Below are 23,672 nucleotides of genomic sequence, written 5' to 3' on the forward strand. Positions count from 1 at the left end.
GCCATGGCCGCCAATCTCGACCTGATCCGAGGAACCTATGAAGGTTCCTCGGAGGAGAACGGCCGCAACCTGCTCGCCGCCCTTGCCCCCGATGCCGAATGGACCGAGACGGGAGGCTTTCCCTATGCGGGCACCTATGTTGGACCGGACGCGATCATCGCCGGGGTGTTCCAGCGCCTGGCTGCCGAGTGGATCGGCTATCGTGCCGATGTCCATACCTTCCTTGAGGACGGCGATCATGTCGCCGCCTTCGGGGTTTACTCCGGCACCTACAAGGCGACCGGCAAATCCATGCGCGCGACCTTCGCTCATCTCTATGCGCTGAGGGATGGCAAGATCCTGCGCATGACTCAGTATGTCGACACCGTGATGGTGCGACAGGCGCTGGACCCGAATAGCTAACCCGCTTTTGGGCGGCGGCTCGACTTCCGCTGCACCTCCTCGGACCTTCCCGATCGGGCTCCCAATATGAGCCCCGCACGAAGCCTTGCGCGTTTCAGCGCAGCGCCGCGACCGCCGCCTTCGCCACCGCCGCATGGGCGGCCTCGCGGCCCTTCTCGTCGGCCTTCGATCCGGCGAGATAGATCGCGATCGCGAAGACGTGGCCATTGGGCAGCGTCACGATGCCGATGTCGTTGGTGGCGTGGTTGACGCCGTCCACGGTCAGGCCGGCCCCGGTCTTGTGGGCGAAGCGCGCCCCTAGCGGCAGGCCGGCGCGGATGCGCAGCGGGCCGCTCTTCGTCTCCGTGATGACCGTATCGAGGAAGCCGGCATGGGCCGGGTCGCGCAGCCAGTTGCCCTTGGCCAGCGCCTCCAGGAAGAGCGTGCTCGCCTCGGGCGTGGCGGCGTCGCGTGGGTCCTTGAGGGCGAGAGCGAGAGCGGCCGAGCGCTTCCTCGCAGAGAGCGCCTTCAATTCGGCCCGGAAAGCCTGCTCGTCGACGGTCCTGTCCCAGCCGAAGCCTTGCAAACCGAACACCTGCGGCTGGAATTCGCGCTCATAGCGATCAACCGAAATCCCCCCGATGCCGCCATCCCGGAGCATCTTCGTCACAACTTGGGGGCCGCCAATCAGGCGCATCAGATTGTCGGCTGCGGTATTGTCGCTCTCCCCGGCGGCGAGCGCGATCAGCTCGCGCAGCGGATAGGCGTTGCTCTCGCCCGTGAAGGCCTTGGCCAGCGGGCTGTGGAACAGCGAGAAATCCTTGCGGGTGATGGTGATCGGCTGGTCGAGCTTGAGCTTGCCGGCCTCGACCGCCTGCAGCACTGCGACTGCCAGCGGCAGCTTGAAGACGCTCTGCATCGGGAAGGTCTCGGAGCCGCGATGCGACCAGCTCTTGCGGTCCTTCAGATCGAGCAGGGCGACGCCGAGCCGGCCCTGCGACTGGCGCTCGATCGCCGCGATCTCCTGGTCGAGCCTGGTCTTGTCCCAATCGGCGAGGGCCGGTGTCGCGAGCAGAGTCGGCGTAGCGGTGAGGATGGCGAGGGCAAGGGCGGCGTAGCGAAGCATGAGGCGTCTCCTGTGGCGGCGCCACAGGGGAGTGCGATTGGGGCAGGGATGGGGCGCGATGTGGGCATTCGAACGCGTCGCGGTGCTCGGAAACGCGCCGTCATTCTCGGGCTTGCCCCGAGAATCTCATGACCAGAGCACTCTTGTTTACGAGATGGTCGGGTCAAGCCCGACCATGACGCGCTTCGGATTCCGTATCAGCGTCGCTTGTCCGGAATGACGGCCGAGTTTGGCGCGCCGCGGGTGCGCTCAGGCCGCGCCGCCCGGCTCGTCCGTGCAGATCTCCAGCTCGATCGGGCAGTCGCAGTCGAGATCGAGATGATCCGGCACGAGCTGCTTCAGGCGTTCGCGCAGGCCCTCCAGCGTCGGGGCTTCCGTGACGATGCCGAGATCGCAGCAGGAGACCGCGTACCAGACGCCAGCCTCCTCGTCGCGACGGACCTCGAACTTGACGGGAAGCATGGGCGCAGCCTTGCGGGGTGCGACCATGGCGCGCAGATCTGCAAAACGCATCAGTTCAGAACCTGAGCCGCCGGGCTCGTTTGACCATCGGGATCTCGTGGATCTTGTCGAGCAGCGCATCCGAGATCGGCTCGTCGACGGCGACATAGCAGATCGCGTCGCCGCCCGGCTTGTCGCGGCCGAGCGAGAAGGTCGCGACATTGACGCCGGCCTCGCCGAGCAGCGAGCCGAACTGGCCGATGAAGCCCGGCTTGTCGGCGTTGCGGACATAGAGCATGTGCGGCGCGAATTCGGCATCGACCTGGATGTCGCGGATCTCGACGATGCGCGGCTTGCCGTCCTGGAAGACCGTGCCCGAAGCATGGCGCGGCATGTCCTCGGCCTCGACCACGATGCGGATGACGCTTTCGAGGTTCCCCGCCACCTCGCGGGTCAATTCCTCGACCACGATGCCCTTCTCCTTGGCGATCATCGCGGCATTGACCATGTTGATCTCGGGCAGGAAGGGCCGCAGCACGCCGGTGATGGCGGCAGCCGAGATCGCCTTCAGGTTGAGATGGGCGACCGCGCCCTCATATTCGATGCGGATGCCCTTGACCGGCGCCTCGGTGAGCTGGCCGAGGAACGAGCCGAGCTTTTCGGCCAACGCCACGAAGGGCTTGATCCGCGGCGCTTCCTCGGCCGAGATCGAGGGGAAGTTCACCGCATTGGTGATCGCGCCCTTGAGCAGATAGTCCGACATCTGCTCGGCGACCTGCAGCGCGACATTCTCCTGCGCCTCATTGGTCGAGGCGCCGAGATGCGGCGTGCAGACGACGTTTTCCAGGCCGAAGAGCGGGTTGGTCTCGGCGGGCTCGACCGAGAACACGTCGAAGGCCGCGCCGGCGACATGGCCGGATTTGATCAATTCGGCCAGCGCCGCCTCGTCGACCAGCCCGCCACGGGCGCAGTTGATGATGCGCACGCCCTTCTTGGTCTTGGCCAGGTTTTCCGCCGAGAGGATGTTCTTGGTCATCGCCGTCATCGGCACATGCAGCGTGATGAAATCGGCGCGCTTGAGCAGGTCCTCCAATTCGACCTTCTCGACGCCGAGCTGAACCGCCCGCTCGGCCGAGAGATAGGGGTCGAAGGCGATGACGCGCATCTTCAGCCCGATGCCGCGCTCGGCGACGATCGAGCCGATATTGCCGCAGCCGATCAGGCCCAGCGTCTTGGCCGTGATCTCCACGCCCATGAAGCGGTTCTTCTCCCATTTGCCGGCCTGGGTGGAGGTGTCGGCCGAGGGGATCTGCCTGGCCAGTGCGAACATCATCGCGATGGCGTGCTCGGCGGTGGTGATCGAATTGCCGAAGGGCGTGTTCATCACGATGATGCCGCGCGCGGTGGCGGCGGGAATCTCGACATTGTCGACGCCGATGCCGGCGCGGCCGATCACCTTCAGCCTCGTCGCGGCCTCGAGCAATTTGGCCGTGGCCTTGGTCGCCGAGCGGATGGCGAGGCCGTCATACTCGCCGATGATGGCGGCGAGCTTGTCCTTGTCCTTGCCGAGGTTGGGATCGAACGTCACCTCGATGCCGCGATCCTTGAAGATCTGCACGGCTGCGGGGGAGAGGGCGTCCGAGATCAATACGCGAGGGGCTGTCATGGGAATGGTCCCGTGAAAAACGAGAAATCGATGGGGGGAAAGGCAGTCGGCAATCGGCAGTAGGCAGTCGCGGCAGCCGAGTTTCGACTGCCGATTGCCTATTGCCGACTGCCTGCGCGCGGAAGCGCGCCTACGCCGCCTTCTTGCTCAACCCCGCCTTGGCCTCGGCGAAGGCATAGGTGATCCAGGGCAGCAGCGCCTTGAGATCGCGAGATTGCACGGTCGCGCCGCACCAGATGCGCAAGCCCGGAGGGGCGTCGCGGTAATGGCCGAGATCGAAGCCGGCGCCGGCCTTCTCGATGATCGAGACGACGTTCTTGGCGAAAACGGCTTGAGCGTCGGCCGGCAGCGCCGTCACCGCCGGATCGGTGAACTTCAGGCAGACCGAGGTGTTCGAGCGCGTCTTCGGCTTCACCGCCAGGAAGTCGATCCAGTCGTTTTCGCGCACGAACTTTTGCAGCACGCGGAAATTGCCGTCGGCGCGCTTCACCAGCCCGTCCAGCCCGCCGACCTTCTTCGCCCACAGCAACGCATCGAGATAATCCTCGACCGCGAGCATGGAGGGCGTGTTGATCGTCTCGCCCTGGAAGATGCCCTCCGACAGCTTGCCGCCCGAGACCATGCGGAAAATCTTCGGCAGCGGCCAGCTCGGCTTGTAAGTCAGCAACCGCTCGACCGCGCGGGGCGAGAGGATGATCATGCCATGGGCCGCCTCGCCGCCGAGCACCTTCTGCCAGGAGAAGGTGGTGACATCGAGCTTGGGCCAGTCGAGGCGCTGGGCGAAGGCGGCCGAGGTCGCGTCGCAGATCGTCAGACCCTCGCGGTCATCGGCGATCCAGCTGGCGTCGGGCACGCGCACGCCCGACGTTGTGCCGTTCCAGGTGAAGACGACGTCGCGCGTCTTGGTGTCGACCTTCTTCAGGTTCGGCAGTTCGCCATAGGGCGCGGTGATGGTGCGCACATCGGTGAGCCGCAATTGCTTGGCGACATCGGTCACCCAGCCCTCGCCAAAACTTTCCCAGGCGACCATGTCGACGCCGCGGGCGCCGAGCAGCGACCACATCGCCATCTCGACGGCGCCGGTGTCGGAAGCGGGCACGATGCCGATGCGGTAATCGGCCGGCACCTGCAGCACCTCGCGGGTCAGGTCGATGGCAAGCTTGAGCTTGTCCTTGCCGACCTTGGCGCGGTGCGAGCGGCCGAGCGCCGCGTCAGAGAGATGTTTGAGAGCCCAGCCGGGGCGCTTGGCGCAGGGGCCGGACGAGAAATGCGGCACGCGCGGACGCGTGGCCGGAACGGTATTCGCCATCGATGTCTCCATCCTTACAGATGGGCGCGCCACGGTGGGGTGGCGTGTCCCGTCGATGGGGGTAAGGCGGAGGGGTGGGGTGAGTCAAGGGTGGGGCAATAGGAGACAATCGGGGGGATCTATTGAAGCAGTGAGACGCGTTGCATTGGGACCGAGGCAGCATAAAATGTGCGCAAATTTGTACTTTAGGTCGATGATTCTTGAGGTTTTATCATGCCTTTAGCAGAGACAATTCGTGTGATTCAGCCCGGAAAAAGGCGAATAAAGCTGTTTGTCGATTTTTGGAATGTAGTAATAAGTGCTCGGAAAGTGAGTAAATTATTCGAGATTGATGTTATTTGGGATAAACTTTCCGAAGCGATTGTGAATCAGACGCGGCAAGGTCATTTTGACGAGTCAAATGGCGAATTGGCCGGATGTCATATATTTGGGTCGTTCTCGCGATCAAATTCGAAAGAATCGATATTCATTGATGATACATTGGACAAATATGGTTCTGTTCCAGGTTTATTTTTCAATTTTTCTGAAAGAATACCCAAGAGAACATCGCGTCGCTGCTCATCATGTGGGGAATCTATAAAAATTAGCGGTGAAAGCGGCGTGGATCTGACACTCGCAATTGATATGATAAAGCATGCCGCTATGAGAGAGCATGAGTATTTGGCTCTTGTTTCAAGCGATCGTGATTTTATGCCTTTGTTGGATTATCTCAAAGATCAAGGTCAACGAGTCTTGCATGTTGCGACTAACGCCCCGGACAGAGATATGAGATCTGTTACATGGACCCAAATCGACCTGTCTCCCCACTATAGCTACTTAAGCAGGATAATTCATGAGGGGTGCATTGTGTTGACTGCTCCATCATGTTCGGCTGAACTGGAAGAACTACTGTTAGCTGCTCCTTTCTCGAGAGAAAATATCAGAATCATTGACATTACGAATAAAAACGAAATCGATGATAAAGATCTATCTTACCTGATGACAAATAGATCTTTATATTGGAGGCGCGCGGAAGATGAAGATGGCGATTATTCAAAATATTCATTTTCTCGTGATAATATATCCGAGTTTCGTGCAAAATTGAGCGCTGGGCACATATATGGCGATCTTCCTTACGCTATGGTCGGCGGCGAATGCGAAACATACTTCAGCGGAAATAAGAGCGGAGCGAGATGGATGCAGATGGGTGGGCGCGAAACACGCAAGTCTTGGCCTAAGCTCTTTAGAGATTGATTAGCAGTAACGAGTAAATTGAGAATATGGGCGCGGGGACCCCCTCTCGTGCAAGGAGAGGGGCAGGGGAGAGGTGTCGGCCCCTGGACCAGTGAGGTGCAAACCTCACCGCTGCTGACACGAGCCTCATGCGGCTAACGGCCGACACCTCACCCTGCCCTCTCCTTACAGGAGAGGGTTCTCCGTCGAGGTTCCGGCCGCCTCGGGGGCCTTGGGCCAGAGCGCCCCTCAATCCCCCGTCACCGTCATCTCCGCGTCGATCGCCTTCATCTTCGGGTTGGCGGCGCAGAAGGCCCTGATCCTGGCCTCGACATTGGCCTGGTGGGCCTTCGGCTGGCGAGGGCTTGCCGCGCTGCTCTTGAGATAGGTGGCGCAATCCATCTCCGGGTCGGTGATGGCAGCAAAGGCCGGTGCAGCAATGAGGAGGCAGGCGAACGCCGCGACGAGCGCGCGGGAGGCGAGGGGCATGATGGCGGTCCTGAACGAGCGGGCCGCGCGCTGCGGCCGCGCCGCTCCTGCACCGCTATGCTGCGGTGCGCAACGGCGTTTCCTGGTGCCCTGGCTTGCAGGGAGGGCATTGCTCGGGGGAGGGAGCGACGGAAATCAACAGGCGCGGGGAACCCTCTCCCATAGGGAGAGGGCAGGGTGAGGGGTAGGCCGTCTGACGCTTTTGCTGCAATCTCACCGCTGCCTCGCTGTGAGGCTGGCGCTCGACTGGTCCAGGGGCCTACACCTCACCCCTGCCCCTCTCCTTACAGGAGAGGGGTTCCCCGCGCCCCTTCCCTCTCCCGAGCGGAGAAGGGTCGAAGGCGCCGCGCGGCTCACCGAAAGCCACCGCCTCAAGCCCAAAATTGCCATGATCACGGCAAGAATTGCAGGTGGGACGGGGCGCTGGGAACACGGCGATCAAAATGAGCAGAGATGATGACCCCGGCGGCCCCGGTGACATGCTTCAGCCGCCGGCCTCTGGCGACGCCCCCCTGGTCGCGGAGGCGATGGAGCTGGTGAAGCTGTTCCGGGCGCTGCCGCCGATCAAGCGCAAGCTCGTCACCGACTTCGCCCGGGCGCTGGTCGAGGAAACCGTGCGATCGGGATGTGGAGAACCAGCTTAGAATTGTTGCAAGCTTGGTCGGGAGCAGCACAGTCTTTTGCCGTGCAGCAAAGTGCCGGTCCGGCCTCGCGGCGATGAGGTCAATATGGCGGCACCCGCAAAGCGCGATCCAGCTCTGATCGGTCCCAGGCGCGTGCTTGGCTCGTGGCTGTGGAAGATCGAGGAGGGCACGCTGCGGGCAAGCCCCGCCATAGCCAGGGCTTTCCGGGTCGACCCCGAGCGCGCCAAGATAGGGCTGCCGCTCGACGATTACATCCACGCCGTCCATCCTGAGGATCGCGAGGCTTTCGACATCGAGGTCTCGAAGGCGGTCGCCGTTTCCGGCGAGTTCTGGGCCGAATATCGCGTCGTGGCGCATGACGGCTCGGTGCGCTGGCTCTGGGATCGCGGCCAATGCGTCGTCTCGAAAGCCGGGCGGCCGATCGAGTATATGGGGGTGGTGATCGACATCACCTTCGGCTCGCGCCACGATCTGGACGATGCTGCCGACCATCTGATGGCGGCGCGCGAAATCGCGGCCGCCGCAGGGCAGAACGATCTGCGCTTCATGATCGACATGGCCCTGCTCGAGGTTGGCCGCGTGGCTCCGCATGAGCCGGGGCGGCTGTCTCCGGGCCGCGAGCGCTGAGCCAAGCCAAGGCGGCGCGCGAGCAGGATTGAGAAAAAGTGGCAGCCGGTTTTACTAATGCTGCTCGCTTTGGATAAGAGACGGATTCAGGCTTCAGCAAGACGACCCTTGCGCGCGCCTTGCCATCATGGTGGGACAGGCCGACACAAAAACCGGAGCCCGTCATGGCCAAGAAGACCCCCGAACAGCTAGCCAAGGAGTTCGAGGGCCGCAAGGCGAAGGGGCTCGCCAAAGGCGGGGCGGCCTTCTGGCCCAACATCATCGCCAATGCGGTGCTGAAGCTCACCGCCGCCGGCAGCGAGATCAATGCGGCCGTGCTGATCGAGCTGATCGAGCGCGAGGCTCAGACGCAGGAACTGGCGATCAAGGCCGGCGCGACGGAGGCCGTGGCGCGGCTGAAGCAGGCGGTGGCGAAAGGGGCTTAGCGCGTTTTTCCTTCTCCCCCGTAGGGGTCTTCCTTCTCCCAGCCATCTCGGGCTTGCCCGAGATGGGCAACTCAAAGTGTCAAAGTCGGCAACAGCCGACTTTGACGGGGAGAAGCGAAAGAAGGGGGCCGCTCAGGCGCCCTTCAGCTTGGTGTTGCACTGGCTGTAATAGCCGCCGCCCTTCTCGATCCATTTCAGGCCGCCATTACCGGCGCCGCCGCTGGCCTTGTTGGCGTTGTACTGGTCGTCGCAGGTCTTGAAGCGCTGCTTGCCGGCCGAGAGGGTCGAATACTTCGGATCGACCTTGGCGGGGAAGACGGCGTTGCCGGCGGCGGCCGGTGCGGTAGCTGCGGGCTTGGCAGGTGCTGCTGCCGGGGCTGCGGCCACGGGCTTCGCCGGAGCGGCCGGGGCCGGCGCGGTCGCCGCAGCCGGCGCGGCCGTGTCGGAGCACTGGGCCTTGCGGAAATCGTTCCAGGACTGGCCGCCCAGCGTATTGCCGGTCTTCGCGGCGTTATATTTGGTGCTGCATTCCTTCATCGTCAGCGCCTGGGCTGGAGCCGAGGCTTGCAGGATGAACCCGCCGACGAGTGCGAAGACGCCGGCGGCGAGCGCGGTGCTGGTCTTTGTCATGGTCATCGTTCCCTGACGGGCATGGCCCGTTGGTGGAGCTTCGGCCGGACGGCTCATTCCGGGCGGTCGTGCTGCAGGGATGGAGGCTAACGCCTTTAAAATGAACGGTCCATGACAGAAATCCGGGCTTGTGGCCGGGCCAAACCGGTCCTTTAGCCGGGTTCGCCGGCGATTACGCCCTTGCGGAGCAGGAAGCAGCCATAGGGGCGGGGGTCGCCGACCTGGACGACGGCGAAGGCGGCCTTCGCCGCCTCGTAGAAGGCGAAGCGCTCGATGCCGACGAGCGGGAGCGGAGCCCCCGTCGCGCGGTCGAGTTCATGCTGCACCTGCGCCTGCACCACGGGCACCGCCTGCGCATCGCCGACCACCAGCATGCGCCGCGCCGGGCCGGGCTCGAAATCGTCGATCGGCAGCACCGAGAGGATGGCGCGGGCGGCGCGGGCCATGGTCAGCCCGGGCAGCCGAATGAGCCGGCCGCTGGTGGTGGCGCGCGCGATGGTCTCGGCCGGGTGATTGGCGTCGACCAGCGCGAGGTCGTCGCCATGGCCCATGGCGGCAAGCAGCCAGAGCAGATCGGCGGAGAGGACGGGGTCGAGGCCCTTCAGCATGGGAAATCTTTCAGCATGGCGGCACCGTCATAGCGGGACGCGTCCCCGGCGCGCGAGATAGAGCTTGCGGGCGTTGCCGCCCATGATGGCGGCGCGCTCGGTCTCTGAAAGCGGCGCGAGCAGCGTCTCCACGGTCTCGATCCAGCGGCCATAGCTGGCGCGCAGGGTCAGGACGGGCCAGTCGCTGCCCCAGATCAGGCGCTGCGGGCCGAAGCTTGCAAGCAGATGTTCGAAGACCGGGCGCAAGGTCGCAGGCGTCCAGTCCTCGCTGGCCTCGGTGACCAGGCCCGATAGCTTGCAGAAGAGGTCGCGATGCCGCGCCAAGCCGGTGATGCCCTTGCGCCAATCGCCGAGGTCGCCACTGACAAGGTCGGGCTTGGCGGCGTGGTCGATCACCGCGGCGAGCCCGGGATGGCGTTCGAGCCGGCTCAGCATCGGCGCGATATGGGGGGGCTTGAGCAAGGCGTCGAAGACGAGATTTTCCGCGATCAGCGCATCAAAAGCCGGGTCGAGCTCCGGTTTGCCGAGCCAGTCCGGGTCGGGAATGTCATGCACCATCGGGCGCAGGCCGACGAGCAGCGGGGTCGAGGCGAGATGCGCGATGCGCAGGCTTGCATCCCGCGCCTCGAAATCGGTCCAGCCGACGACGCCGGCGATAAAGGGCGTGCGGGCCGCGACATCGAGCAGGAACAGGGTCTCGGCCTCGGTCGGCGCGGCCTGGACCAGGATGGTGCGGTCGATATCGTGGCCGGCCAGAAGCGGGGCGAGATCGTCGGGGCCAAAATCGCGATGGATCGGCCCCAGCGCCGGCGTCAGCCAGCCATAATCGCCGCGCGCCAATGTCCAGACATGCTGATGGGCGTCGATCCGCATCGGTTCAATCCGGCACGGGAACGTCTGCGCCGAGCAGCCCTTGCGCCTTCAACTCGGCCCAGAGCGCGGCGGGAACAGGGGCGGCGAATTCGGCGATCTGGTCCTCGACCTCGCGGGCTGAGACCGCGCCCATGACGAGGCTCACGACCGCGGGATGGCCCAGCGGGAAATGCAGCGCGGCGCGCCTGAGCGGTACGTCATGGCGGCGGCAGACGGCTTCGATCGCCGCCACGCGGGCGAGGATCTCGGGCGGGGCGGGCTTGTAATTGTATTTCGCCCCAGTAACCGGGCCGGTCGCGAGGATGCCGGAATTGAAGACGCCGCCCAGCATCAGGCCGATGCCCTTCTCCAGCGCCAATGGCATGAACGAGGCGAGCCCCGGCTGCTCCAGCAGGGAATAGCGGCCCGCCAGCAGCATCGTGTCGAAATCGCCGGCGCGGGCGAAGCGCTCGCACATCTCAGCCTCATTGACGCCGACGCCGATCGCTTTCACCGCGCCGGAGGCGCGCAAGCGTTCGAGCGCGCGATAGGCCCCGTCCATGGCTTGGGAGAAGCGCGCCTCGATCGCGTCCGCGCCATGCGTCCAGACATCGACATCGTGGATCAGGACGATGTCGAGCCGGTCGACGCCGAGCCGCAGCGCCGATTGCTCCAGCGAGCGCATCGCGCCGTCATAGGAATAGTCGAAGCGCAGCGCATGCGGCAGGCCGCCGAGATAGCCGGAGCCATCGCCGCGCGGGCCGAAGGGCTCGGCGACGCGGCCGATCTTGGTCGAGAGGACGACGTCAGTGCTGTCGACACGGCGCAACGCCGCGCCGATGCGGTGCTCGGACAGGCCGTGGCCATAGAGCGGGGAGGTGTCCAGAAGCGTCACGCTGCCCGCGATTGCGGCCTCGACGGTCGCCACGGCCTGGACTTCGTCGAGCCGGGCATAGAGATCGCCGAGCGGCGCGCCGCCGAAGCCGAGCGTCGAGACACTGAGGCCGGAGCGGCCGAGCGGGCGCGTTGCGAGGGCGGTGGCGGCAGGCATGTCAGGGCGTTCCCAGGGTTGTTGCCGGCACTAGAGGTTGCCAGGGGTTATGGGGAGAGTTTGACGCTGGCGATTTTACGCGAATGCCAGGAGTTCGAGGACGCAATGAGTTCGAGGACGCAAACCTTCCGGTTTGCTACGACGAACGACGCCGCAGTCGCGCAAAAGCGCCGCGCCCTGCGGGTGAGGTGAAAACGCCGGAGCTGCAGCGTCGCATCGCTTGCCGATACCCATGGTATCGCCTGCGCAATGCTCCTCCCATCTCCGCCGTTTTGACCTCATCAAATCCGCCCCATAACCCCTGGCAACCTCTATGTGCACGCCAACATGTTAGCTTGCAACCCGGATCGAACGGCGCTAGCGTCCGTGCCGGATCGATCAAAGTCGAGGTCGGAAGATCGCGGCGATCGCATAACCAACAGGCTCGTCAACGGGTCGTACCATGTCCGGAGGGAGGACACCGATGTCATCTGAGATTCTCAAGCCGACCCGTCGCGCCTTGTTGCGCAATGCCGCAGCGCTCGGCGCGCTGGGCACGCTCGCGGCGCCCGCGATCATTCGCGAGGCCAACGCCCAGTCGAGCTTCAACTGGAAGCGCTTCGCCGGCACCAAGCTCGACGTGATGCTGGTCAAGAATCCGCGTTCGGATCTGCTGCAGGCGCATGAGAAGGAGTTCACGGAGCTCACCGGTATCCAGGTCTCCTCCGAGCAGGTGCCGGAGCAGCAGCAACGCCAGAAGGCGATGATCGAATTCTCCTCGGGCAAGCCCGCCTTCGACGTGACGATGCTGGCGCTCCACGTCCAGAAACGGCTCTCGGCCAAGGGCAAGTGGATGGAGGATCTGCGGCCCTATCTCGCCGATGCCTCGCTGACCTCGCCCGATTTCGACTATGCGGATTTCGCGGCCGGTGCAGTCGAGTTCGGCAAGCAGGCGGATGGCTCGATCGACACGCTGCCGCACTTCATGGATTTCTGGATGGTCTATTACAACAAGGAGATGTTCGCCCAGAAGGGGCTCGAATATCCCAAGACCATGGACGAGCTGGTCGCTGCCGCGGGCAAGCTCAACGACCCGTCGAAAGGTATCGCGGGCTTCGTTTCGCGCGGCCTGAAGAACGCCAATATTCCGGTCTGGACCTCCTGGCTGCTCGGTCAGGGGCTGGAGACGGTTTCGGCCGACGGCAAGCTGCAGACGGACGGCCCCGAAGCAGTCTGGGCAGCCGACATGTATCGCAAGCTGAACAAGGATTACGGCCCTCCGGGCACGATCGGCTTCAACTGGAATGAATGCCAGACCACCTTCATGCAGGGCCGGGCCGCGATGTGGCTCGACGGCATCGGTTTCGCGACCCCGCTCGAGGATCCGACCAAGTCACGCATCGTCGGCAAGGTCGGCTATGGCGTGACGCCGGCCGGGCCGAAGGCGCATCACTCGGCCTTGTTCGGCGACGGACTCGGCATTGCGCGCGCCTCGAAGAACAAGCAGGCCGCTTGGCTCTATGTCCAGTTCATGTGCAACAAGGGCCACCAGCTCGCCATGATCAAGGCTGGCGCCGGCGCGCCGGGGCGGCTTTCGGCGCTGAGCAGTCCTGAAGCTGCGGCGGGTTCACGCTTCCCGAAGCAGTATTTCGAGTGCCTGGCGGAGTCCGGCAAGATCGCGCGGGCGGGTCTGCCGCAGATCATTCCGGTGACGGAATTCCGCGACGTCTTCGGCGTGGCTCTCACCAACACCCTCTCGGGCGCGGATTCGGCTACCGAATTGAAGAAGGCGACCGAGACCTTCAAGCCGATCCTCGAGAAGAGCGAACAAGCTTAAAGCATCCGCGCTCGCGTCATGGCCGGGCTCGTCCCGGCCATCCACATCTTCGCGGCCGCCATGCGGCGTTCAAGAGGTGGATGCTCGCCGCAAGGGCAAGCGTGACCGGGCGTGCCAGACAAGGCGCAGACGATGACGATCTCCACATCCATGCCCGCAGCCGTCCCGCGGCCCCCCTCCGTGGCGTTCCAGCATTCGGCCGATTTCACGCCGCGCTACTGGCTGTTCTCACTGCCGGCCGTGCTCATCATCGCCGGGGTGATCGTCTTCCCCTGGCTGTTCACGCTCTATATGTCGACGCAGGACTGGAAGATCGGCGGCGGGCCGGAATTCGTCGGTCTGCAGAATTTCGCCGAGCTCTTTCGCGATGCCCGCTTCATCGAATCGATGGGGCACACGGCCTATTTCACGATTTTAGCAGTTGTGCTCCCCATTGTGTTCGGCACGGCCGCGGCGCTGGTCTTCCACCGCGAGTTTCCGCTCCGGGGTTTGCTGCGCACCGTCTTCGTGATGCCGATGATGGCGACGCCGGTCGCCGTCGCGCTGGTCTGGACGATGATGTTCCATCCGCAGCTCGGCGTGCTGAACTACCTGCTCTCGACCGTCGGCATCGGCCCGCAGAACTGGGTTTATGACCCGGGAACCGTGATCCCGACGCTGATCCTGGTCGAGGTCTGGCACTGGACACCGCTGGTCATGCTGATCGTGCTCGGTGGCCTCGCCGGACTGCCGAAGGAGCCCTATGAATCGGCGCTGATCGACGGCGCCAATAACTGGCACATGTTCCGCCACATCACGCTGCCTCTGGTCTGGCCCTTCATCATGGTCGCGATCGTGATCCGCACCATCGACGCGCTGAAGGCCTTCGACACGATCTTCGTGATCACCCAGGGCGGGCCGGGCACGGCGTCGGAGACGCTGAACATCTTCCTCTATCTGCAGGCCTTCCAGTTCTACAAGATCGGCTACGCCTCGGCCGTGGTGGTGATCTTCTTCGTGATGATCATCATGCTGTCGCTGCTGCTGCTCTATGCGCGCCAGAAGTCGAAGTGGAACGCGTGATGAAGCGCCTTGCAACCAAGCTCGGCTTCTATGCCTCGGTCTTCGTGCTGGTCTCGCCGGCGGTGCTGGTCTTCCTCTGGATGATCTCGCTGTCGCTGAAGAATGAACTCGACAACACGGCCTTCCCGCCGGTGTTCATTCCCGATCCGCCGACGCTGAAGAACTATGTCGACGTCTTCGCGCAGAATAATTTCGGGCTCTATCTCTGGAACTCGATCCTGGTGACGGGCGGGGCGGTGCTGGTCGGCCTGCTGGTCGGCGTGCCCGCGGGCTACGGCATCGCGCGCGGCAAGGCGACGAAGTTCGCGATCCTGATCCTGATTGCGCGCATGACGCCAGCCTTGTCCTATCTGATCCCGCTCTTCCTGCTGTTCCAGATCACCGGGCTGGTGGGCACGATCACCGCGCTGGTGATCACCCATCTTGTCATCACCATCCCGATCATCGTCTGGATCATGATCGGCTATTTCGAGAACGTGCCGATGGAGCTCGAAGACGCGGCGCGGATCGACGGCGCCACGACCTGGCAAGCCTTCCGCCATGTCGCGCTGCCGCTGGCGCTGCCCGGCGTCACGATCGGCGGCATCCTCGCCTTCATCTTCTCCTGGAACAACTTCATCTTCTCCGTCGTGCTCGGAGGCAAGAACAGCCGCACGCTGCCCTCGGCGGTCTACAACTCCCTGACTTTCGAGCAGATTTCGTGGGGGCCGCTGGCCGCGGCCGCGCTCCTCGTTACTCTGCCGGTTCTTCTCGTCACTGTCCTGGCACAGCGCCAGATCGTCGCCGGTCTGTCGGCCGGAGGCCTCAAGGACGGGTAAAACACCTGTCCGGCCTTGCGGCTTTTCTGCGCTCAAACTAACATGTCAGTCCGTCATCTTCCTCGAAAGACAAGCTCCATGGCTCTCAATCCCGACCGTTTCGGCCTCTCCTGCGCCATCACCACGCCGATGCGGGAGGGCGGCGCCGTCGACCTGCCGCGCCTCGTCAGCCATGCCCGCCATGTCCTCACTGAGGGCTGCGACAGCGTCACCCTGTTCGGCACCACCGGCGAGGGCGCGGCGCTCGGCCTGCCGGCGCGGACGGCGATGATGGGGGCGCTGATCGGGGCCGGCGTGGACCCGAACAAGCAGATCTATGCGGGCATCGCGGCGGCTTCGCTGCATGAGGCTGTCGAGCAGGCGCGGCTGGCGCTCGACGCCGGAGCCAAGGGGCTCCTGGTCGCGCCGCCCTTCTACTTCAAGGGCGTCAGCGACGAAGGACTCTATGCCTGGTTCTCGCAGTTCTTCGACAAGCTCGGCGCCTCCGCGCGCAACGCCATTCTCTATCACATCCCCTCGGTGACGGCGGTCAGCATCAGCGTCGGGCTGGTGCAGAAGTTGAAGACGGCGTTCCCGGGCGTCGTTGCCGGCATCAAGGATTCGTCGGGCGATTATGCCAGCACGGAAGCGTTCCTGAAGGCGCATGGCGAACTCGCCATCCTGGTCGGCGACGAGCGGCAGCTCTCCCGGGCAGTGCGTGCGGGTGCGCAGGGCTCGATCTGTGGCGTCGCCAATCTCGTGCCGCATCTGCTGCGGCCGCTGGTCTATGAGGGAACCGACAGCCCGGTGGTGAACGCGCTGGTCGACGAGATCTGCAGCTATCCGGTGCTGGCGGCGGTGAAGGCCCTGGTCGGGCATGTGCATGGCGATGCCGGCTACGGCGCGATGCGCGCGCCGCTGGAAGCGCTTGACGACAGCCAGCGCAAGCGGCTCTTCGCCGCCTTCGACACGATCACGCGCGCCAAGGCGGCCTGAGACGAGGCGGCCCCAGGGAGGACAGGTTGAACCAGCCGGAGACGGAGCCCGAACGCGAGGCCGAGCCGCTGAAACTGCGGGAGCGGGCTTATGCCAGCTTCACCGAACGGTTGTTGGCGCGCGAGATCAAGCCCGGGCAATTCGTGACCCAGCGCGAGCTCGTGGCGCTGACCGGCCTGCCTCTGGGGGCGATCCGCGAACTGATCCCTCGGCTCGAAGCCGAGGGATTGATCAAGACGGTGCCACAGCGGGGCATGCAGGTCGCCCATGTCGACCTCAACCTGATCCGCAACGCCTTCCAGTTCCGGCTCTTCCTGGAAAAGGAGGCGACCGCGCTCTATGCGGCGAACGCGACCGATGCGGAAATCGCCGAGCAGCGCGAGCGGCACGAGGCGATCATCGCGCGCGCCGAGGCCGGCGGCGACGAGCGGCTGATCGAGGACGCCGAGGATGTCGACCGATTGATGCATGAGGCGATCATCGATCATCTCGACAACGACATCGTCTCGAAAGCCTTCCGCGTCACCTGGCTGAAGATCAGGCTGATCCGGCAATATGAGACGCGGATCCAGAACCACATCCTGGTGCCGGTGATGCGGGACCACCTCAAGATCATCACGGCGATCGAGGCACGCGACCCGGTGCGCGCCTCCGAGGAGATGAGCCTGCATATCGGCAATGCCCGGATGCGGGCGATGAACTACTGACGCAATATGAAGCCGGCTCACGAGGGGCGGTTTCACTCCAATAGCGATCCGGACAACCGGACATTCTTGGGAGGAGCAAAGATCATGACCAGGCTGACCAAACGCGAACTGCTCGTCGGCTCCGCGGCGCTTGCCGGAGCGAGCATCGCCATGCCGGCCGTCCTGCGGGCGCAAGCGATCGTGCTGCGCTGGGCCGACGGCCAGCCGATGACGCATCCCTCGCCGCAAAGCGCGGTGAAGGCCGCCGCCGAGGTCAAGGACAAGACCGGTGGGCGCATCGACATCCAGACCTTCCCGGCCGGCCAGCTCGGCTCGTCGCGCGACATGGTCGAATCCGTCGCCAGCGGCGCCTTGACCATGGTGACGGAAGGGGCGGCGCAGCTCGGGCAGTTCGTGCCGCAGCTCTCGATCATTGAGGCGCCCTATCTTTGGCGCGATGCGGCGCATATGGCGCGGGCGCTGAAATCTCCGCTGATCGACGAGCTCAACAAGGCCCTGGTCGACAAGCGCGGCATGCGCGTCATCGGCGTGAACTATTACGGGGTCAGGCACCTGACCAGCGGCAAGCGTCCGATCAACTCGGTCGAGGACATGAAGGGCTTCAAGCTGCGGGTGCCGGAGGTCGACACCTTCCGCGCCATGGCCGAAGCCTGGGGCGCGCGGCCGACGCCGCTGAATTTCAGCGAGCTCTATCTCGCTTTGTCGCAGGGCGCGGTCGACGGCCAGGAGAATCCGCTGCCGACGATCCAGTCGGCCAAGCTCGCCGAGGTCCAGAAATACCTCGTCCTGACCGCGCATATCATCACGCCGCGCCTCGTCATCGTGAACGATGCCGCCTGGTCGAAACTCTCCGAGGCCGACCGTACCCTCGTCCGGGCCGCGATCGACACGGCCGCGACCTGGCAGGACAACGAGATCATCACGCAGGAGAACGGGCTTGCTGAGAGCCTCGGCAAGAGCGGCATGATCGTGGTCAAGCCCGATCTGGAGAGCTTCCGCAAGCCGGTGCTGGCGTCGCTGCCGGCCAAGTTCGAAAGCAAATGGGGCAAAGGCCTGTGGCAGCGCATCGAGGCACTGTAGCTCCGAGTTTGTTCTGAAACGGCGCCGTCATCCCGGGCGGAGCGAAGCGCAGACCCGGGATCCATTCCTGAAGCGTTCCGGAATGGATCCCGGGTCTCCCTGCGGTCGCCCGGGATGACCGCCTCCCCAGAATGCGAGCTGCTCTTCCCTAGGAGTCAAAAACGCATGATCGCCTTCGCGCGCACGGTGTTCGACCGGGCCATGGAGATCCTCGCCGGTATCCTGATCGTGACGCTGCTCGTCTGCGTGACGCTGGGCATCGTCACGCGGGCGCTGGGCGATCCGCTGATCTGGACCGACGAGGTCTCGCGCTTCCTGATGCTCTGGGTCGCCGTCTGCGGCTGGGTCATCGCCAGCCGGCGGCAAGTCCATATCCGCATCCGCTTCTTCCATGATCTGCTGCCGCGGCAGGGCTGGCGGGCCACTGAGACGGTGATGCAGATCGCCATGATCGTCTTCGGCCTGCTGGTCGGCTGGTACAGCATCCATCTCGTCGCCGTGAACCGGGATCTCGAGGCGACGACGGTGCCGATCTCGATGGGGCTGCTTTACGCCCCGATGGTCTTCGCCGGCTTCGTCACGGCTGTGCAGGGCCTGTTCGAACTGATCGCCAATCTCAGGAATTGGACGGTCTCGCCCTATGAGCCGGCTGAGCCGCCGATCACGGGAGAGGTTCTGTGAGCGCGCTGATCTTCCAGATCTCGGGCGTCTGGCTGCTCTCGATCCTCGCCGGCTTTCCGCTCTTCGCCTCGATGGGGCTCGCCGCCTTCGCCTTCGTGGCGCTGGCCGATCTCTCGGCCTCGATCGTGCCGCAGAAGATGGCGCAAGCCATGAACGCCTTTCCGATCGTCGCCGCCCCGCTCTTCATCCTGATGGGCAACATCCTGGGCGCAGCCCGCATCACCGACCGGATCGTGGCGTTCGCGACCTCGGTGATCGGCTGGCTGCGCGGCGGCTATGCCCATGCCTCGATCCTGACCAGCATGATCTTCGCCGGCATGGTCGGCTCGGCTGTCGCCGATGCGGCAGGCTCAGGCGCAATCGAGATCAGGGCGATGAAGAAGGCCGGCTACCGGCCCGAGACGGCGGCCGCGATCACGGCCGCCGCGGCGACGATCGGCCCGATCATCCCGCCCAGCCTGCCGATGGTGATCTACGGCGTCACGGCCGATGTCTCGATCGGCCGGCTCTTCATCGGCGGCGTCATTCCCGGCATCCTGATGGGGCTGTCGCTGATGGCGATGGTCATGCTGATCTCGAAGCGCCAGGGTTTCCGCAAGGAGCCGTTCAAGGGTTTTCGCGAGATCGGGCGGACTTTCGTCAGCGGCTTCTTCGCGCTGATGACGCCGCCCTTGATCCTGGGCGGCATGTTCTCCGGCATCTTCACGCCGACGGAAGCCGCCGCGGTCGCCTGCCTTTACGCGCTGTTCCTCGGCTTCTTCGTCTATCGCACCCTGGAGGTGAAGCAGCTCGGGCCGATCCTGGTCGAGACCGTCGAGACCACCGGCCTCGTCATGGTCCTGGTCATGGCGGCGGGCGCTCTCGGCTGGTGCATGTCGATCTCGCGGGTGCCGCAGACGCTGACGCCGCTGATCGTCGAGACGATCAAGAATCCGCTGGTCTTCCTCCTGGTCTGCAATCTGATCCTGCTTCTGGTCGGCTGCTTCATGGAAGCACTGGCGGCGATGCTGATTCTGATCCCGATCCTGGTGCCGGCCGCGCATAGCTTCGGCATCGACCCGGTCCAGTTCGGCATCATCATGATCCTGAACCTGATCCTGGGCACGATCCATCCGCCGATCGGGGTGGTGCTCTTCGTGGTGACGCGGATCGCCAATGTCTCCTTCGAGACCATGTCGAAGGCGATCCTGCCCTGGATCGTGCCGCTGCTGGTCGTGCTCGTGGCGATCACGCTCTGGCCGCCGCTGACGACCTGGCTGCCCAATCTGGTGATGGGCAAGTAAGGCAGCGGGCAAGTAAGGCGGCGAGCAAGTAAGGCGGTTTGGCCGCCGGAGCAGCACGCTGCTCACGCTCTGAACCGCGCCGTCATCCTGGGCGACCGACGGTCGTCCCCGAATCCGAAATGCGTCATGGTCGGGCTTGACCCACGGCTGTCCGGTTCGCTGCGAGCGCCCGATCGAAAAAGCTCCGTTCATTGAAGGCTTTCCAGCAGGCGGTGACGAATGAGACAGGCGCGGGGAACCCCTCTCCCGGATGGGAGAGGGGCAGGGGTGAGGGCAGGCCAGACAACCAGATTGCGCAGGCGGCTCCGCATCGTCTCCTGCGCTTTCAAGATGAAGCCGGCGCTGCGGCGCGGTCGCGCCTCAATAATCAGCGGCAGGCCCTCATCCCTGCCCTTCTCCCACACGGGAGAAGGGTTCCCCGCGCCCTTCATCCGGCTCTTCGCTTCATCTCGCCCGCGAGGGGAGAGCCGTGCACGATCCGCTCAGGGGCCAAAACCCCAACCGGACAGCAGTGGGCTTGGTCCGACCATCTCGAAAATCGGCGCGCACTGATCGCCTCCGATTGACCCCGGAGCCGCGTCAGCTGTCCTGCATGCCAAAAACCTCGCGCACAGGCGGCTGCGATTGCGATTTCACGCCCGCGGAAGCGGCGTCGCAGCAAGAGCTCGTCTTGCAATTGGTATTCTAGAGGGCTAGCCTTTAATGAGACCACTCCGGGCAAGGCCACAGGCCGCTCGATCAATTCGGCAGGGGAGTTGAGGCATGGCGCGTTTTCTGACCACCACGGCGCTGGCGCTGACCATGGGGCTCGCTGCGGCGGCGCTTCTGCCGGCATCATCCCGGGCCCAAGTTCTGCAAGCTGCGGTCGATGCCTCACCCGCCGGCCTCGATCCGCATATCATCACGGCGTTCAGCTCGTTCCAGGTGGTGAACGGCACGATCTATGAGGGCCTGACCGGGATCGACAAGGATCTGCGCGTGGTGCCGGCGCTGGCACAGTCCTGGACGCTCTCCAGCGACGGCAAGAGCTATGTCTTCAAGCTGGTCTCGGGCGCGACCTTCCATGACGGCAAGCCGCTGGAGGCGGCCGATGTCGTCGCGAGCCTCAACCGCGTGCTTTCCAAGGACATCGCCTCGCCATTGGCGAGCCGTCTCGCGGCGATGGAGAAGGCGAGCGCCGTCGATGCCTCGACCGTCGCGGTCGCGCTGAAGGAGCCGTCGGCGCCCTTCCTGACCGCGCTGGCCTCGATCGCGATCGTGCCGCGCGCTTTCGAGACCAACAAGGACGGGTTGCAGCGCCAGCCCGTCGGTACAGGCCCGTTCAAGTTCAAGGAATGGCAGCCCAACGGCTTCATCGAGCTGGAGAAGCATGCCGGCTACTGGAACAAGGGCCAGCCCAAGCTCGACGGGGTGAAGTTCAACATCATCCCGGAATCGGCGACGCGCCAGGTCGGGCTGTCGAGCGGCCAATATGCGCTGCTGCCGAATATCGACGCCGCCACGGCCCTGCAGCTCAAGGGCCGGCCGAACGTCAAGATCGCCGACACGCTGGAGCTTGCCTACACGCTCGTCGGCATGAACACCTCCAAGCCGCCCTTCGACAATCCGAAGGTGCGCGAGGCGCTGAACTACGCGCTGAACCGGCAGGAGATCGTCCAGGCCGCGCTCTTCGGTGCCGGCGTTCCCGGCGGGCCGCTCTCGCCGGCGCTGAAAGAATGGGCGCTCGACGTGAAGGAGTTTCCCTGCTTCACGCCGTCCGCCGCCAAGGCGCAGGAGTTGCTCAAGGCCGCCGGCATCACGACGCCGGTTGCGGTGACGCTGCTCGTGCTGCCGCGCCAGGATATTCGCGACATCGCCCAGGTCGTGCAGGCGCAGCTCAACAAGGCCGGCTTCAAGGCTGAGCTGAAGATCCCCGAGCTCGGCCAGTTCGTGCAGGATTGGCGCAACTCGAATTTCGACGCCTTCGTCTCGACCAATGCGGGCTCGATCGATCCCGACGACTATTTCTACCGGACCTTCCGCACCGCCGGCTCGACCAATGTGTTCAAATACTCGAACCCCGAGATCGACGGCCTGCTCGATGCGGCCCGCATCGAGACCGATAAGGCGAAGCGGAAGGCGTCCTATAACAGGGTGCAGTCGCTCCTGACCTGCGATGGCCCGGCCGCTTTCATGACCTATGGCCAGCTCTTCACCGCCATGCGCACGAATGTGAGCGGGTTCGACATCGTCGCGAACCGCTCGCTGTTCGCGCTTTCCACGACGACGCAGGCGCGGTGAGGCAGGGTTGATCGTCGCGATTTTGGGATTGCATCCAGAAACCGCGCCGTCCTTCCGGGCGCAGCCCTCGGGTCCGGCCTTTGGCCGGCCCAAGGACCGGCTCCGCAGAGATCCGGAATCCCTTATAGAGTTCGCTGCCCTTCGATGGATTCCGGATCAGCACCGCTTGCGCGGCTTGTCCGGAATGACGAGTGATTGTTCGCTGAGCGCCTGCTGGTTTCGCCAATGAATTTCCTGCGCTCCCGTGCGCTTGATCTTGCCGTCGTTTTGTTTGGCGTGTCTGTGCTGACGTTCCTGATGATCCGGCTGATCCCGGGTGATGCGGTTGCGATCATGCTGGGCGCCAACACCGAGGTGACGCCCGACCGGGTGGCTGCGCTGCGCAGCCGGATCGGGCTCGATCAGCCGGTGGTGCTGCAGTATTTCAATTGGCTCGGCGGCGTGCTGAGCGGCGATCTCGGCGTGTCGCTGTGGACCCGGCGGCCGGTCTCGCAGGAGATCGCGGGCCATATGTGGCCGACGATCCAGCTCACCGTGCTGGCGCTGTTGGTGGGAGCGGGCCTGTCGCTGCCGCTGGGCGTGCTGATGGCGCGGTTGCGCGGCAAGGCCTGGGACACCGCCTTGCGGGTCGGCTCGGTGGCAGGGCTCACCATCCCCTCCTTCTGGCTCGGCATCATGATGATCCTGGCGCTGACGACGCTGGCGCCGGACTGGCAGCTGCTCGGCTATGTCCCGTTCAGCGAGGACCCGCTCGGCAATGTCGCCAAACTGCTGCTGCCGGCAGTGGCGCTGGCCCTGCCGATCCTGGCCAATCTGTCCCGCCTGGTGCGCTCGGCCATGCTCGACGCGCTGCAGCAGGACTATGTCCGCACCGCCCGCGCCAAGGGCCTGCCGGAGAGGCGCATCCTGTACCGGCACGCGCTGCGCAACGCGCTGATCCCCTTCGTGACGAGCGCCGGCATCATGACCGGCTATCTGCTCGGCGGCGCCATCGTAGTGGAGCAGGTTTTTGCCATTCCGGGGCTGGGACGATTGATCCTGGGGGCCATCGCCGAGCGCAATTATCCGCTGGTGCAGGCGACCATCCTCGTCATCACCTTCGCCTTCGTGCTCGTCAATTTCGTGGTCGATCTGCTTTATGTGCTGATCGATCCGCGCGTGCGGCTGTGAGCGCTGCCATGGCCAAGAAGACGGGGAAGACATCAAAGCTGCTGGTCGTCGCGGCGAGCGCCGTGATCATGCTCGTCCTCGTCGCCGTGCTGGCGCCCTGGATCTCACCTTACGATCCGCTGGCGCAGGACATCCTGGCCCGGTTGAAGGGTCCGAGCGCGGCGCATTGGCTGGGTGCCGACCAGTTCGGCCGCGATCTGCTGTCGCGGCTGATCCATGGCCTGCGCGCTTCGCTGGGCATCTCGGCTGCGGCGGTGATCGTCGCGCTTCTGATCGGCGGGACGCTTGGCCTCGTCGCCGCCTATTATCGCGGCTGGACCGAGCGCATCGTCATGCGCT

General features: G+C 64.5%; 24 protein-coding genes and 1 pseudogene. 16 read left to right on the plus strand and 9 right to left on the minus strand.

The genetic code is table 11. From position 1 onward, the window contains the following. Nucleotides 1-3 precede the first annotated feature (3 nt). Nucleotides 4-402 (plus strand): nuclear transport factor 2 family protein, encoded by a 399-nt coding sequence (locus BMZ97_RS23250; RefSeq protein ID WP_092175431.1) that lies wholly within the window; start codon nt 4-6, stop codon nt 400-402. Nucleotides 403-496: 94 nt separating this feature from the next. On the opposite strand, the gene bla is transcribed toward BMZ97_RS23250, so the two are convergent. The 4 genes from bla to BMZ97_RS23270 form a co-directional block, all read right to left on the minus strand. Continuing rightward, on the minus strand, nt 497-1,507 hold the full coding sequence (gene bla, locus BMZ97_RS23255) for a class A beta-lactamase (RefSeq protein WP_092175286.1): 1,011 nt from the start codon (nt 1,505-1,507) through the stop codon (nt 497-499). Nucleotides 1,508-1,756: 249 nt separating this feature from the next. Then, entirely contained in the window at nt 1,757-2,020 is a 264-nt protein-coding gene (locus BMZ97_RS23260; RefSeq protein WP_175525691.1) for a DUF1902 domain-containing protein, read from the minus strand. A 4-nt stretch (nt 2,021-2,024) separates the two neighbouring features. Further along, nucleotides 2,025-3,614, minus strand: a complete 1,590-nt coding sequence (serA, locus tag BMZ97_RS23265) for a phosphoglycerate dehydrogenase (RefSeq protein WP_092175291.1) — start codon at nt 3,612-3,614, stop codon at nt 2,025-2,027. 130 nt (nt 3,615-3,744) lie between these two features. Next, complete coding sequence (locus tag BMZ97_RS23270) at nt 3,745-4,923, minus strand: phosphoserine transaminase (protein WP_092175294.1); 1,179 nt, start codon at nt 4,921-4,923, stop codon at nt 3,745-3,747. A 213-nt stretch (nt 4,924-5,136) separates the two neighbouring features. Between BMZ97_RS23270 and BMZ97_RS23275 the strand changes: the two genes are divergently transcribed. Next, a complete protein-coding gene (locus tag BMZ97_RS23275) occupies nt 5,137-6,156 on the plus strand; it encodes an NYN domain-containing protein (protein ID WP_092175297.1) in 1,020 nt (339 codons plus the stop codon). 228 nt (nt 6,157-6,384) lie between these two features. On the opposite strand, the gene BMZ97_RS23280 is transcribed toward BMZ97_RS23275, so the two are convergent. Next, entirely contained in the window at nt 6,385-6,624 is a 240-nt protein-coding gene (locus BMZ97_RS23280; RefSeq protein ID WP_092175299.1) for a hypothetical protein, read from the minus strand. A gap of 443 nt (nt 6,625-7,067) precedes the next feature. Between BMZ97_RS23280 and BMZ97_RS30850 the strand changes: the two genes are divergently transcribed. From BMZ97_RS30850 to BMZ97_RS23290, 3 genes are all read left to right on the plus strand, one after another. Beyond that, a complete protein-coding gene (locus BMZ97_RS30850) occupies nt 7,068-7,268 on the plus strand; it encodes a hypothetical protein (RefSeq protein ID WP_139221296.1) in 201 nt (66 codons plus the stop codon). Nucleotides 7,269-7,352: 84 nt separating this feature from the next. Continuing rightward, nucleotides 7,353-7,895, plus strand: a complete 543-nt coding sequence (locus BMZ97_RS23285) for a PAS domain-containing protein (RefSeq protein ID WP_092175302.1) — start codon at nt 7,353-7,355, stop codon at nt 7,893-7,895. Between the two features lie 164 nt (nt 7,896-8,059). Then, nucleotides 8,060-8,320 carry a hypothetical protein gene (locus tag BMZ97_RS23290; protein ID WP_092175306.1) on the plus strand — a complete coding sequence of 87 codons (261 nt, stop codon included), beginning with the start codon at nt 8,060-8,062 and terminating at the stop codon, nt 8,318-8,320. Nucleotides 8,321-8,452: 132 nt separating this feature from the next. On the opposite strand, the gene BMZ97_RS23295 is transcribed toward BMZ97_RS23290, so the two are convergent. The 4 genes from BMZ97_RS23295 to BMZ97_RS23310 form a co-directional block, all read right to left on the minus strand. After that, on the minus strand, nt 8,453-8,950 hold the full coding sequence (locus tag BMZ97_RS23295; RefSeq protein ID WP_092175434.1) for a hypothetical protein: 498 nt from the start codon (nt 8,948-8,950) through the stop codon (nt 8,453-8,455). A gap of 152 nt (nt 8,951-9,102) precedes the next feature. Beyond that, complete coding sequence (locus BMZ97_RS23300) at nt 9,103-9,558, minus strand: RbsD/FucU family protein (protein WP_092175308.1); 456 nt, start codon at nt 9,556-9,558, stop codon at nt 9,103-9,105. Between the two features lie 27 nt (nt 9,559-9,585). Then, a complete protein-coding gene (locus tag BMZ97_RS23305) occupies nt 9,586-10,431 on the minus strand; it encodes an amidohydrolase family protein (RefSeq protein WP_092175311.1) in 846 nt (281 codons plus the stop codon). Between the two features lie 4 nt (nt 10,432-10,435). Then, complete coding sequence (locus tag BMZ97_RS23310) at nt 10,436-11,461, minus strand: aldo/keto reductase (RefSeq protein WP_092175314.1); 1,026 nt, start codon at nt 11,459-11,461, stop codon at nt 10,436-10,438. 463 nt (nt 11,462-11,924) lie between these two features. Here BMZ97_RS23310 and BMZ97_RS23315 point away from each other — a divergent pair, with 463 nt between their 5' ends. From BMZ97_RS23315 to BMZ97_RS23370, 11 genes and pseudogenes are all read left to right on the plus strand, one after another. Then, nucleotides 11,925-13,277 carry an ABC transporter substrate-binding protein gene (locus tag BMZ97_RS23315; protein ID WP_092175316.1) on the plus strand — a complete coding sequence of 451 codons (1,353 nt, stop codon included), beginning with the start codon at nt 11,925-11,927 and terminating at the stop codon, nt 13,275-13,277. A 150-nt stretch (nt 13,278-13,427) separates the two neighbouring features. Then, a complete protein-coding gene (locus BMZ97_RS23320; RefSeq protein WP_092175319.1) occupies nt 13,428-14,339 on the plus strand; it encodes a carbohydrate ABC transporter permease in 912 nt (303 codons plus the stop codon). Then, nucleotides 14,339-15,157 carry a carbohydrate ABC transporter permease gene (locus tag BMZ97_RS23325; RefSeq protein WP_092175322.1) on the plus strand — a complete coding sequence of 273 codons (819 nt, stop codon included), beginning with the start codon at nt 14,339-14,341 and terminating at the stop codon, nt 15,155-15,157. The genes BMZ97_RS23320 and BMZ97_RS23325 overlap by 1 nt, the downstream gene beginning before the upstream one ends. A gap of 78 nt (nt 15,158-15,235) precedes the next feature. Next, entirely contained in the window at nt 15,236-16,132 is an 897-nt protein-coding gene (locus BMZ97_RS23330; protein WP_092175325.1) for a dihydrodipicolinate synthase family protein, read from the plus strand. Between the two features lie 26 nt (nt 16,133-16,158). Next, nucleotides 16,159-16,839 (plus strand): GntR family transcriptional regulator, encoded by a 681-nt coding sequence (locus BMZ97_RS23335; protein ID WP_092175327.1) that lies wholly within the window; start codon nt 16,159-16,161, stop codon nt 16,837-16,839. 84 nt (nt 16,840-16,923) lie between these two features. Continuing rightward, complete coding sequence (locus BMZ97_RS23340; RefSeq protein WP_092175330.1) at nt 16,924-17,919, plus strand: sialic acid TRAP transporter substrate-binding protein SiaP; 996 nt, start codon at nt 16,924-16,926, stop codon at nt 17,917-17,919. Nucleotides 17,920-18,084: 165 nt separating this feature from the next. Further along, nucleotides 18,085-18,600 (plus strand): TRAP transporter small permease, encoded by a 516-nt coding sequence (locus BMZ97_RS23345; RefSeq protein WP_175525692.1) that lies wholly within the window; start codon nt 18,085-18,087, stop codon nt 18,598-18,600. Further along, nucleotides 18,597-19,883 (plus strand): TRAP transporter large permease, encoded by a 1,287-nt coding sequence (locus BMZ97_RS23350; RefSeq protein ID WP_092175336.1) that lies wholly within the window; start codon nt 18,597-18,599, stop codon nt 19,881-19,883. Before BMZ97_RS23345 ends, BMZ97_RS23350 begins: the two co-directional genes overlap by 4 nt. A gap of 762 nt (nt 19,884-20,645) precedes the next feature. Then, the gene (locus tag BMZ97_RS23360) at nt 20,646-22,163 is read left to right on the plus strand and encodes an ABC transporter substrate-binding protein (protein ID WP_092175341.1); all 1,518 of its coding nucleotides are present in this window, start codon (nt 20,646-20,648) and stop codon (nt 22,161-22,163) included. 195 nt (nt 22,164-22,358) lie between these two features. Then, nucleotides 22,359-23,333: an ABC transporter permease gene (locus tag BMZ97_RS23365; protein WP_244546560.1), complete on the plus strand. Its 975-nt coding sequence runs from the start codon at nt 22,359-22,361 to the stop codon at nt 23,331-23,333. Between the two features lie 8 nt (nt 23,334-23,341). After that, nucleotides 23,342-23,672, plus strand: a pseudogene (locus BMZ97_RS23370) (glutathione ABC transporter permease GsiD); the annotation flags it as partial.

Source organism: Allobosea sp. OK403, assembly GCF_900113835.1.
Taxonomy (GTDB): Bacteria; Pseudomonadota; Alphaproteobacteria; order Rhizobiales; family Beijerinckiaceae; genus Allobosea.